This is a genomic window from Streptomyces cinereoruber (assembly GCF_009299385.1).
GTDB lineage: Bacteria > Actinomycetota > Actinomycetes > Streptomycetales > Streptomycetaceae > Streptomyces > Streptomyces bikiniensis.
This window is the reverse complement of record NZ_CP023693.1, coordinates 3619301-3632068: the sequence shown is the minus strand read 5'-3', so window position 1 is coordinate 3632068 and position 12768 is coordinate 3619301. Positions and strand designations below refer to the sequence as shown.

Below are 12768 nucleotides of genomic sequence, written 5' to 3'. Positions count from 1 at the left end.
GGCCGATGCCGGTGGCTGCCGATGTCGGTGGCCGCCGATGTCGGTGGTGGCCGTCACAATGGAGCGGTGAGTACGACCAGCCTGACTCCCCGCCTCCCGGTGCCCGCGCACGCCGCCCGTCTGCGCGAGGCGCTGCTCGCCGCCGACTTCACCGCCGACGGCCTGCTCGACCTGCTCGGCGCCCCCGCCTACGCGGCGCTCGCCCGCAGCGAGACCGTGCCCGCCCTGCGTGCCACCGGCGGCGACGGTCCGCTGGAGACCCTCGTCCGGCTCTTCCTGCTCCAGGAGCCCGTCGAGCACGCGCGGGCCGCCGCCGCGCTCCCGCTGGACGAGGCCGTCGCCGACGGCTGGGTGCTCCGCGAGGACGACACCGTGCGCGCCACCGTCGACGTCCGGCCGTACGGCGGGCCCGACGGCGAGGACTGGTTCATCGTCTCCGACCTGGGCTGCGCCGTCGGCGGTGCGGGCGGCGTCGGGAAGAAAGGCCGCCAGGCAGGGGCAGCGGTCGTCCTCGGCGTCGGCGGCGCCTCCACCACCCTCGCCGGCATCACCGTCCGCACGCCGGTCTCCGCCGCGCTCGACCTCGGCACCGGCTCCGGCATCCAGGCCCTGCACGCCGCCCGGCACGCCACCCGGGTCACCGCCACCGACCTCAACCCGCGCGCCCTGGACTTCACCCGGCTCACCCTCGCCCTCTCCGGGGTCCCGGAGGCCGAGCTGGTCACCGGCTCGCTCTTCGAGCCGGTCGGGGACGACACGTACGACCTGATCGTCTCCAACCCGCCGTTCGTGATCTCCCCCGGCGCCGGACTCACCTACCGGGACGGCGGGATGGGCGGCGACGACCTGTGCCGCACGCTCGTGCAGCAGGCGGGCGAGCGGCTGAACGACGGCGGGTACGCCCAGTTCCTCGCCAACTGGCAGCACGTGGACGGCGAGGAGTGGCAGGAGCGGCTGCGGTCCTGGGTGCCGCGCGGCTGCGACGCCTGGATCGTGCAGCGGGAGGTCCAGGACGTCACCCAGTACACCGAGTTGTGGCTGCGGGACAGCGGCGACCACCGGGGCGACCCGGCCGCCTACCGGGCCGCGTACGCCCGTTGGCTGGACGAGTTCGAGGCCCGCAAGACGCGCGCGGTCGGCTTCGGCTGGATCACGATCCGGCGGAACGGAGCGGTGGCCTCCGGCGCGGTCGAGCCCTCGATCGTGATCGAGGAGTGGCCGCACCCGGTCGAACAGCCCCTCGGCCCCACCGTCCTCGCCCACTTCGAGCGCCAGGACTACCTGCGGACCCACGACGACGCGGCCCTCCTCGCCGACCGGTTCGTCCTCGCGCCCGAGGTGGTCCAGGAGCAGGTCGGCCTGCCCGGCGCCGAGGACCCGGAGCACGTCGTGCTCCGGCAGAACCGGGGCATGCGCCGCGCGACCCGGGTCGACCACGTCGGCGCCGGGTTCGCCGGCGTCTGCGACGGCACCCTCAGCGCGGGCCGCATCCTCGACGCCATCGGGCAGCTGATGGGCGAGGACCCGGTCCTGCTGCGCGACCGCACCCCGCAGGCGATCCGGCTCCTCGTGGAGGAGGGCTTCCTGCTGCCCGTCGACGGAGGGGCTTCGGGGGAGGGCGCTTGATACGGATCAGGTCGGGCGGGTGACACGGCTCGAACCGGACCGGGCCCCGTCCCGCTCGCCCGCGCGACCCCCGCCGTCCACCTGTTCCGTTTCCTCCTCGCCGCCCGGCTCGTGGCCGTCGGCGGAGCGCTCTCCCACCGGGCGCTGCCCGACCGGGCCACCCGCCGGTGTTCGTCGGAACTCTGCTGGTGGGACCGCTCCTTCAGGTTTCCTTCTTCGCCTGCCCGGGCAGTGAACCGGGTGTCGCCGACGATCTTCTCCAACCCATCGGAAAAGCCGCCCTCGCAGCTTCCGCCTCCTGCGTGGACGGCACCCTCGGCGCCGTCCCGCCCTCGCCCCGGCACCGGACTCCGCCGCGCTCGTCCTCGGCCTGCCCGCGCCCGCCGGGCCACGCTCGACGTGACGTGAGGAAAACGACGTCCGGAAAGAGGGGTGACATGGGCGACAGGAGAGGGGGCAGGTGGAGCGGCGGCAGGTCGAAGGAGGAGCGGGCGGCAGGGTGCCGCCGGCTGCACTCGTGAAACCCGGCCGGACGGCCCGCGGCGTTCACCCGGAGTTCGCGCCCGCGTCTTCCGGGGGTGCGAGCCTCCCCTCCGGGAGACGAACACCGCAGGTGAACGGAACGGGGTACGGGCATGGAGAGCGGGCCGGCGATCTTCGCGGGAGCGGCGTTCACGCTGTTCGGAGGCGCGCTGCTGCTGTGGACCACCGTGCGCGCCCTGCACCGCGAGCCCGTCGCCCACGGGATCCCCCCGCGCGCCGCCGTCGCGCTGACGAGCCTCTCCGGCGCCGTCTTCCTCACCCTCGGCGTCTGGTGCTTCGGCCGCCTCTGACCACCTTCTCCGGTTCCGCCGCCGCACCCCGGCGCGCGTCCCGCCCCGCCGGTCCGGGAGTCCGGGCGGCAGGAATGCCAGGACTCGGGTTACCGTTCGAGTGGCCGTTGCGGGCTTTCGCCGTTTGACACGGGGGCGGGTTGTACCGTCACACTCCGCAGCGACGGGAGCGTCACCGTCCGTGCCGCTGCCGTGCGTGCCCATGCCGTACGCGCCCCGTACGTGCCCCCGTACGTGCCCAGAGAGTGCCGAACCGGAGAGAAGAGCGAAGTTGTCCCCGACCAGCGAGACCGCACACGGCGGCCGCCGACTCGTCATCGTCGAGTCGCCTGCCAAGGCGAAGACGATCAAGGGCTACCTCGGCCCCGGCTACGTCGTCGAGGCGAGCGTCGGGCACATCCGCGACCTCCCCAGCGGCGCCGCCGAGGTGCCCGAGAAGTACACCGGCGAGGTGCGCCGCCTCGGGGTCGACGTCGAGCACGACTTCCAGCCCGTCTACGTCGTCAACGCCGAGAAGAAGGCGCAGGTCAGGAAGCTCAAGGAGCTGCTCGCCGAGTCCGACGAGCTCTACCTCGCCACCGATGAGGACCGCGAGGGCGAGGCCATCGCGTGGCACCTCCAGGAGGTCCTGAAGCCCAAGGTCCCGGTCCACCGGATGGTCTTCCACGAGATCACCAAGGACGCGATCCAGGCCGCCGTCGCCAACCCGCGCGAGCTCAACCAGCGCATGGTCGACGCCCAGGAGACCCGCCGCATCCTCGACCGCCTCTACGGCTACGAGGTCTCGCCGGTCCTGTGGAAGAAGGTCATGCCGAAGCTGTCGGCGGGCCGCGTCCAGTCCGTCGCCACCCGGCTCGTCGTCGAGCGCGAGCGCGAGCGCATCGCCTTCCGCTCCGCCGAGTACTGGGACCTCACCGGCACCTTCTCCACCGGCCGCAAGGGTGACGCCTCCGACCCGTCCTCGCTGGTCGCGCGCCTCGCGTCGGTCGACGGCCGGCGCGTCGCGCAGGGCCGCGACTTCGGCCCCGACGGGCAGCTGAAGACCGCGAACGTCCTCCACCTGGACGAGCGGAACGCGCGGGCGCTGGCCGCCGCGCTCGCCGACACGGCGTTCTCCGTGCGCTCGGTCGAGTCGAAGCCGTACCGCCGCTCCCCGTACGCCCCCTTCCGGACCACGACCCTCCAGCAGGAGGCGAGCCGCAAGCTGGGCTTCGGCGCGAAGGCGACCATGCAGGTGGCGCAGAAGCTGTACGAGAACGGCTTCATCACCTACATGCGTACGGACTCCACGATCCTCTCCGACACCGCCGTCGCCGCGGCCCGCGCGCAGGTCACGCACCTGTACGGCGCCGACTACCTGCCGGAGAAGCCGCGCGTCTACGCGGGCAAGGTCAAGAACGCGCAGGAGGCGCACGAGGCGATCCGCCCTTCGGGTGATCGTTTCCGCACCCCGGCGGAGACCGGGCTGACCGGCGACCAGTTCAAGCTGTACGAGCTGATCTGGAAGCGGACCGTCGCCTCCCAGATGAAGGACGCGACCGGGAACTCGGTCACCGTCAGGATCGGCGGCCGGTCCTCCGACGGCCGCGACGCCGAGTTCAGCGCCTCCGGCAAGACCATCACCTTCCACGGCTTCATGAAGGCGTACGTGGAGGGGGCCGACGACCCGAACGCCGAGCTCGACGACCGCGAGCGGCGCCTGCCGCAGGTCGCCGAGGGCGACGCGCTGGGCGCCGAGGAGATCACGGCGGACGGCCACGCGACCAAGCCGCCGGCCCGCTACACCGAGGCCTCGCTGGTCAAGGAGCTGGAAGAGCGCGAGATCGGCCGCCCGTCGACGTACGCCTCGATCATCGGCACCATCCTCGACCGCGGCTACGTCTTCAAGAAGGGCACGGCGCTCGTGCCGTCCTTCCTGAGCTTCGCCGTCGTCAACCTCCTGGAGAAGCACTTCGGGCGGCTCGTCGACTACGACTTCACCGCCCGCATGGAGGACGACCTCGACCGCATCGCGCGCGGCGAGGCCCAGGCCGTGCCGTGGCTGAAGCGCTTCTACTTCGGCGAGGGCGAGATCGCCGGCGGGAGCGGCGCGGCGGACGCCGGGAACGGCGACGGCGACCACCTCAACGGTCTCAAGGAGCTCGTCACCGACCTGGGCGCCATCGACGCGCGCGAGATCTCCTCCTTCCCCGTCGGCAACGGCATCGTGCTCCGCGTCGGCCGCTACGGCCCGTACGTCGAGCGCGGCGAGAAGGACGCCGAGGGCCACCAGCGCGCCGACGTCCCCGACGACCTCGCGCCCGACGAGCTGACCGTCGAGCTCGCCGAGGAGCTGCTCGCCAAGCCGAGCGGCGACTTCGAGCTGGGCACCGACCCCGTCAGCGGCCACCAGATCGTCGCGAAGGACGGCCGGTACGGCCCGTACGTCACCGAGATCCTGCCCGAGGGCACCCCGAAGACCGGCAAGAACGCGGTCAAGCCGCGCACCGCCTCGCTCTTCAAGTCGATGTCCCTCGACACGGTGACCCTGGAGGACGCGCTCAAGCTGATGTCCCTGCCCCGGGTCGTCGGCGCGGACGCCGAGGGCGTGGAGATCACCGCGCAGAACGGCCGCTACGGCCCGTACCTGAAGAAGGGCACGGACTCGCGGTCGCTCACCGACGAGGAGCAGCTCTTCACGATCACGCTGGAGGAGGCCCTCGCGATCTACGCGCAGCCGAAGCAGCGGGGGCGGGCCGCGGCCAAGCCGCCGCTGAAGGAGCTGGGCACCGACCCGGTCAGCGAGAAGCCCGTGGTCGTCAAGGACGGGCGGTTCGGCCCGTACGTGACCGACGGCGAGACGAACGCGACGCTGCGGACCGGCGACAGCGTGGAGACGATCACGCCCGAGCGCGGCTACGAGCTGCTCGCCGAGAAGCGGGCCAAGGGACCGGCGAAGAAGACCGCCAAGAAGGCCCCGGCGAAGAAGACCGCCGCGAAGAAGGCCGCCCCCGCCAAGAAGACGGCGGCGAAGAAGACGGCCGCGAAGAAGACGACGGCGGCCAAGAGCACGACGGCGAAGACCGCGGCGGCCAAGAAGACGACGGCCAAGAAGGCGACGGCTGCGGCGTCCGCTCCGGCTTCGAAGGCCGACCGGGCGGAGTAGCCGGCCTCCGGGACGACCGCGAAGAGGGGCGGCGGAGGGGCGGGGACCCAGGTCCCCGCCCCTCCGCCGCCCCTCCCGCGCCCCTTCGCCGCCCCTCCGTCACAGCCTCGTCCGGATGTTCGGGCGGAGGCCGCGGGGAGGAAGGCCGTCCGGATAGGGTGGACGGATGACGCGAGCAGAGCAGCCAGACCGTCTCGGCGATTCCGACGCCGCCCTCGTCGCGGATTCCAGGGAGCGCGCCGTACGCGCCCTCCTGCGCCACCAGCCGCTGCGCCGGCTGTGGAGCGCCCACCTGCTCGGCAGTACCGGCGACGCCCTCGCCCTCCTCGTCCTCGTCCTCCTCGGCTTCCAGGCCGCCGTGACGCAGGACGCGCTCGGGGGCGGCTACCGGGGGGCCGCGTTCGCCGTGGCCGCCGTCGTCGGCGCACGCCTGCTCGCCTCCGTCCTCTTCGGGGCCGTCCTCCTCGGACCGCTGATCGCCCTCACCGGGCCCGGCGGGAAGCTCGACCGGCGCTGGACCATGATCGGCGCCGACGGCGTGCGGATCGCACTCCTCGTCGTCGCGCCCCTGTGGATCGACTGGACCCCGGGCAGCGCCCTCTGGTACCTGCTCGGCACCGTCTTCGTCACCGGCGCGGCCGAGCGGCTCTGGACGATCAGCCGCGAGGGCGCCGCGCCCGCGCTGCTGCCCGCCCCGCCCCTGGAGGGCGCCGCCGTACGGCCGCTCCCGGACCACCTGGGCGCGCTGCGCCGGCTGTCCCAGCGCACCGGCTTCCTCGCCGTCCCGGCCGCCGCCGTCGTCCTGCTCGTCGCCGCCCTGGCCGGCGAGCTGCTGGGCCTCGGGATCGACTGGTTCTCGCTGCACCAGGCCGCCCTGGCCTCGTACGTCGCCGCCGGCCTGTTCGCCGCCTCCGTCACCGTCCTGTACGCGATGGCGCTGCCGGGCGGGGAGACGCCCCGGCCCCGCTCGCCCCTGGAGGGCCTGCGCCGACCGTCCGCGAAGAAGACCGCCAAGGCCGACACGGCCGACAAGGGAGACGCGGACGGCAAGGCCGACAAGGCCGGCAAGGGTACGGACTCGGGCAAGGGCGTCGGCACGGTCAAGGGCGCGACCAAGGGCGTCGACGCGGGCAAGGGCCGCACCGGCATCCTGCCCCTCCTCGTCCTCGCCTGCGCCACCGTCGCCGGGGCGATCGCCGCGGCCGCGTCCGTCGCCGTGCTCCACGCGGACGACCTGGGCGGCGGCCCCGTCACGTACGCCCTCCTGATCCTGGCCCTCAGCGGCGCCACCGCCGTCGGCATCCGCACCGCGGGCTCCGTGCTCCCCGCCCTGTCCCGGCGCCGACTGCTCGCCCTCGCGATCACCGTCACCGGGGTCGCCCTGATCGCCGCGGGCCTGGTCCCGGACACGGCGACCGTCCTCCTCCTCTCCGTCCTCGCCGGCTACGCGGCCGGGGTCGCCGCCAACACCGGCCACGTCCTGATCGACCAGGAGACCGAGGAGCCCCGCCGGGCCCGGACCACCGACCACCTCCAGGCCACCGCCCGCTTCGCGATGGGCATCGGCGCGCTCGCCGCCCCGCTGCTCGCCGCCGCGATCGGCCCGCACCGGCTCGCCCCCGGCGGCTCCGTCCTGGAGCACGGCGGCGCCGCCTTCACGCTCGCCCTCACCGGAGCCCTGCTGCTCCCGGTCGCCGCGCTCGTCCTCGCCAAGACCGACGACCGCGCGGGCGTCCCGCTCCGGCGCGACCTGCGCGACGCGCTGCGCGGCTCCGACCCGGCCCAGGCGCCCTCCCCGACCGGCTTCTTCATCGCCCTGGAGGGCGGCGACGGCGCCGGGAAGTCCACCCAGGTCCAGGTGCTCGCCGACTGGATCCGCGCCAAGGGCCACGAGGTCGTCGTCACCCGCGAGCCCGGCGCCACCCCGATCGGCAAGCGGCTCCGCTCGATCCTCCTCGACGTGTCGTCGGCGGGGCTCTCGAACCGCGCCGAGGCCCTGCTGTACGCCGCCGACCGCGCCGAGCACGTCGACTCCCTGGTCCGGCCGGCCCTGGAGCGGGGCGCGATCGTCCTCTCCGACCGGTACATCGACTCGTCCGTCGCCTACCAGGGCGCGGGCCGCGACCTGTCCCCGACCGAGATCGCCCGCATCTCCCGCTGGGCGACCGACGGCCTCGTCCCGCACCTGACCGTCGTGCTCGACGTCTCCCCGGAGACCGCGCGGGAACGGTTCACCGAGGCGCCCGACCGGCTGGAGTCCGAGCCGCCGGAGTTCCACGCGCGCGTACGGGCCGGTTTCCTCGCCCTCGCCGCCGCCGACCCCAGCCGTTACCTCGTCGTCGACGCCGGCCAGGAGCCGGAGGCCGTCACCACCGTCGTCCGCCACCGGCTCGACCGGATGCTGCCGCTCTCCGAGGCCGAGGTGAAGGCCGCCGAGGAGGCCCGCCGCAAGGCCGAGGAGGAGGCGCGGCGCAAGGCCGAGGAAGAGGCCGCCCGCAAGGCCGAGGAGGAGCGCCTGGAGCGTGAGCGCCAGGCGCAGCTCGCCAAGCTGCGCGCCGAGGAGGAGGAGCGCAAGCGGCGCGAGGAGGAAGAGGCGCGCCGCCTGGAGGCCGAACGGCAGGCGGAGGAGGCCCGGCGGAAGGCCGAGGAGGAGCGGATCGCCGCCGAACGCGCCGCCGAGGAGGAGCGCAAGCGCCTCGCGGCCGAGGAGAAGGCCCGCAAGGAAGAGGAGGAGCGGCTCCGCAAGGAGGCCGAGGAGGAGGCCCGGCTGCGGGCCGAGGCCGAGGCGCTCCGCCAGGAGAAGCAGCGCAAGGCCGAGGAGGCCCTGCTCCGCGCCGAGGAGGCCCGCCGGGCCGCCGAGGCCGCCGCCGCCGCGAAGGCGGCGGAGGAGGCCGCGACGAAGGCGGCCGCGGAGAGGCTGGCGGCCGAGGCCGCCGCGAAGGCCGCGGCCGAGCGGGCCGCCGCCGAACGCGCCGCGGCGGAGCAGGCCGCGGCCCAGCGGGCGGCCGAGGCGAAGGAGGCCCGGGAGCGGGCCGCCCGCGAACAGGCGGCCAGGGAGAAGGCCGCGGCGGAGCGGGCGGCGGCCGACGCCGAGGCCGCGGCCGAGCGGGAGGCCTGCGCGAAGGCGGCGGAGGCGGCCGAACGGGCGGAGCGGAAGAAGGCCGAGGCCGCCGCGCGGGCCGCGGCGGAGCGCGCCGCCCGCGCCGCCGAGGTGTCGGCGAACGAGGTCACCGTGCCGACGCCGGTCGTGAAGCCGGACGGGGCCCGTCCCGCCGAGCCGGACGCCCCGACCGTCTCGCCCGACGAGGTCACCGTGGCCACGCCGATCGTGCGCCTCGACGGGGAGCCCCGGCCGGAGGCGGAGACCGCCGTGCTTCCGCAGGTCCGCGACGAGCGGGGCGCGGACGAGACGGCCGTGCTGCCTCCCGTACGGGATCCCCGGGCGGACCGGGAGGGCCGGGATCCCCGGACGTCCGGTCGTCCTGCCGCTGCCGCCGACCGGCTGCCGAAGGACTTCTTCCGCGACGAGCGGGCGGCCGGCTCCGGTGGTGCGTCCCAGGACGAGCCGTACGGGGCGAACGACCGTACCCGGGAGCTGCCCCAGCTCGACGAGGACGGCCGGCCGCGCCGCCGCTCCGACTGGGCCGAGGAGACCCCGCTCGACGACCTGCCGACGCTGGCGGACGAGCTGTTCGGCCCGCACGAGGACGAGGACGAGGAGCCCCGGCGCCGCCGCTGACGCCGCCGCTCGACCCCTCTGACCGCTCCTTCCGGCCGGGGACCTTCGGGTTCCCGGCCGGCGGGCTTCGCGCGGGGGCTGTCAGAGGGCTGCCCCACAATGGAGGGCGTACCTGAGGAGGGGCAGACATGGCCGTATGGGACGACCTGGTCGGACAGAGCCAGGTCGAGGAGCAGCTCGCCGCCGCGGCGCGCGACGCCGACGCGTTCGTGACCGCCCACGAGACCGGCGGGCCCGCCCCCGAGGCCTCGAAGATGACCCACGCCTGGCTCTTCACCGGCCCGCCGGGGGCCGGCCGGGTCGACGCCGCGCGGGCCTTCGCGGCGGCCCTCCAGTGCGTGAGCCCCGACCGCGCGCTCGGCGGGGCGCCGGGCTGCGGGTTCTGCACCGGCTGCCACACGACCCTGGTCGGCACCCACGCCGACGTCACGACGGTCTCCGCCGTCGGTACGGAGATCCTCGCCCGCGACATGCGCGACACCGTCCGCAAGTCCTTCACCGCGCCCGCCAACGGCCGCTGGCAGGTCATCCTGGTCACCGACGCCGAGCGGCTCAACGAGAAGTCGGGCAACGGCGTCCTGAAGGCCGTGGAGGAGCCCGCCCCCCGCACCGTCTGGCTGATCTGCGCCCCCTCCCTGGACGACGTGCTGCCCACGATCCGCTCCCGCTGCCGCCACCTGAGCCTGCGGACCCCCTCGGTGGAGGCCGTGGCCGACGTGCTCGTGCGGCGCGACGGCATCGAGCCGGGGACGGCCCTGGCCGCCGCCCGGGCCGCCCAGGGGAACATCGGCCGGGCCCGCCGGCTCGCCACCGACGAGCGGGCCCGCGCGCGCCGCGCCGTCGTCCTCAAGCTGCCGCTGCGGGTCGCGGACATCGGCGGCTGCCTCAAGGCCGCCCAGGAGCTGATCGACACGGCGGCGGAGGACGCGAAGCAGGTCGCGGAGGAGATCGACACCAAGGAGACCGAGGAGCTGAAGGCGGCGCTCGGGGCCGTGCAGGGCGGGCGGATGCCGCGCGGCACGGCCGGGATGATGAAGGAGCTGGAGGAGAAGCAGAAGCGGCGCGGCCGCCGGACCCAGCTCGACACCCTGGACCTCGCCCTCACCGACCTGACCGGCTTCTACCGGGACGTCCTCGCCCTCCAGCTCCGCTCCCGCGCCCCCCTGGCGAACGAGGACGTGCGGGACTCCCTGGAGACGATCGCCCGCGACACCGCCCCGGAGCTGACCCTCCGCCGCATCGAGGCCGTCCTCGCCTGCCGCAGGGCCCTCGGCCGGAACGTGGCGCCGCTGCTCGCGGTGGAGGCGATGACGATGGCGCTGCGGTAGCGGGGCGCCCGGGAAGGAGGAGCCGGAAAGAGGGGCTCGTACACGTCCCGTACACGACCCGACACGATTGGACACGTTCCGTACCGGGCCGGATACGCTCCGGGGATGGACTCCAGGCGCTTGCTCCGTACGACCGCCGTGGCCCTCGCCTCGGCCGGGCTGATCCTCTCCGGCTGTTCGGGCGGGAGCGACGCCGCCGCGCCCCGCGGGACGGCCCAGGGCCGATCGGCGCCCTCCGCCGCGCCCGAGGCGCTGAAGGAGTTCTACGCCCAGAAGTTGAAGTGGCGCGACTGCGGGGTGGAGGGCTTCCAGTGCGCGACCCTGCGGGCCCCGCTCGACTACGCGAAGCCGGACGGGGAGGAGATCGAGCTGGCGGTCTCCCGGGTGCGGGCCACGGGCCCGGGGAAGCGGATCGGTTCGCTCCTGGTCAACCCCGGCGGGCCCGGCGGCTCCGCCGTCGGCTACCTCCAGGCGTACGCGGGCATCGGCTACCCGGCCCCCGTCCGCGCCCGGTACGACATGGTGGCGGTCGATCCGCGCGGGGTCGCCCGCAGCGAGCCGGTCGAGTGCCTGACGGGCCCGCAGATGGACGCGTACACGCAGGTCGACCAGACCCCCGACGACGCGGCCGAGACCGACGCGCTCAGCGCCGCCTTCAAGGACTTCGCGGCCGGCTGCGCGAAGCGCTCGGGGAAGGTCCTGCCGCACGTCTCCACCGTGGAGACGGCCCGCGACATGGACGTGCTGCGGGCGGTCCTCGGCGACGAGCGGCTCAGCTACGTGGGGGCGTCGTACGGCACCTTCCTCGGCGCGACCTACGCGGAGCTGTTCCCGGACCGGGTCGGGCGGCTCGTCCTCGACGGGGCGATGGACCCCTCGCTCCCCGCGCTCGACCTCAACCGCGACCAGACCGCCGGCTTCGAGACCGCCTTCCGGGCCTTCGCCGCCGACTGCGTCGGCAGGCCGGACTGCCCGCTGGGCACCGGGTCGGTCCCGGCGGCCGGCGAGGCGCTGAAGAAGTTCTTCCGCGCGGTGGACGCCGAGCCGCTGCCCACGGGGGAGAGCCGGAAGCTCGGCGAGTCCCTCGCCACCACGGGCGTGATCGCGGCGATGTACGACGAGGGCGCCTGGCCCCAGCTGCGCGAGGCCCTCGCCCAGGCGAAGGGCGGCCGGGGGGCGGGCCTCCTGGCCCTCGCGGACAGCTACTACGAGCGCGAGCCGGACGGCGAGTACGCCAACCTGATGGCCGCGAACGCCGCCGTGAACTGCCTCGACCTGCCGGCCGCCTACCGGGGCCCGGCCGACGCGGCGAAGGCCGTCCCGTCCTTCGAGAAGGCCTCCCCGGTCTTCGGCCGGGGCCTCGCCTGGGCGGCCCTCAACTGCACCTACTGGCCCTCCCCGGCCACCGGCCGCCCCCACCGCATCACCGCGGAGGGCGCCGCCCCGATCCTGGTCGTCGGCACCACCCGCGACCCGGCGACCCCGTACAAGTGGGCCGAGTCCCTCGCCGCCCAGCTCTCCTCCGGCACCCTCCTGACCTACGAGGGCGACGGCCACACCGCCTACGGCCGCGGCAGCGACTGCGTCGACACGGCGATCAACACCTACCTCCTCGAAGGCACCCCTCCCCGGGACGGAAAGCGCTGCTCGTAGGCCCTGTCCGGGGGTGGTCGGACCACCCCCGGAAACTGTGTAGACTTGGCGACGCCGCTGCACCCACCATGGGACGGCACGGCTTGCCGCCTTAGCTCAGTTGGCCAGAGCAACGCACTCGTAATGCGTAGGTCTCGGGTTCGAATCCCGAAGGCGGCTCCATGATGAACCCCAGGTCAGGCCAATGACCTGGGGTTTTCTCTTTTGGTTGGCCATGGGAATCAGCCGAAGCGGGCGCGTGTGACCTGTGCGTCGCAGGTCAGCGGCGTCCTGTGGAGTGGTGCAGAGGTTCGGGAGGGCCGGATTCCCCGGCCCGGAGGGCAGGCGGCGGACGGGCTCTTTCGCCGGTCCTCGCCGCGGCACACTGAGTCTCCCCCGCCGTGACGGGCCGTCACGGCCCTTGAGTTCCTCAGACGCGCCTGAGGCTCCGGCCCGCCGTGGGCG

The 12768-nt window shown here is 74.5% G+C and carries 6 protein-coding genes and 1 tRNA gene; all 7 read left to right on the top strand.

Features of this window, described 5'->3' with window-relative positions:
- Window positions 1-66 precede the first annotated feature (66 nt).
- Window positions 67-1626, top strand: a complete 1560-nt coding sequence (locus tag CP977_RS16080; protein WP_152370339.1) for a DUF7059 domain-containing protein — start codon at window positions 67-69, stop codon at window positions 1624-1626.
- 635 nt (window positions 1627-2261) lie between these two features.
- The gene (locus CP977_RS16075; RefSeq protein WP_062754219.1) at window positions 2262-2459 is read left to right on the top strand and encodes a hypothetical protein; all 198 of its coding nucleotides are present in this window, start codon (window positions 2262-2264) and stop codon (window positions 2457-2459) included.
- A gap of 271 nt (window positions 2460-2730) precedes the next feature.
- Window positions 2731-5604 carry a type I DNA topoisomerase gene (topA, locus tag CP977_RS16070; RefSeq protein WP_152370338.1) on the top strand — a complete coding sequence of 958 codons (2874 nt, stop codon included), beginning with the start codon at window positions 2731-2733 and terminating at the stop codon, window positions 5602-5604.
- Between the two features lie 166 nt (window positions 5605-5770).
- Entirely contained in the window at window positions 5771-9343 is a 3573-nt protein-coding gene (gene tmk / locus CP977_RS16065) for a dTMP kinase (RefSeq protein ID WP_152370337.1), read from the top strand.
- A 128-nt stretch (window positions 9344-9471) separates the two neighbouring features.
- Window positions 9472-10671 carry a DNA polymerase III subunit delta' gene (locus CP977_RS16060; RefSeq protein ID WP_062754226.1) on the top strand — a complete coding sequence of 400 codons (1200 nt, stop codon included), beginning with the start codon at window positions 9472-9474 and terminating at the stop codon, window positions 10669-10671.
- 105 nt (window positions 10672-10776) lie between these two features.
- Entirely contained in the window at window positions 10777-12324 is a 1548-nt protein-coding gene (locus tag CP977_RS16055) for an alpha/beta hydrolase (RefSeq protein WP_062754229.1), read from the top strand.
- An 85-nt stretch (window positions 12325-12409) separates the two neighbouring features.
- A tRNA-Thr gene (locus CP977_RS16050) sits at window positions 12410-12486 on the top strand.
- Window positions 12487-12768: the final 282 nt, after the last annotated feature.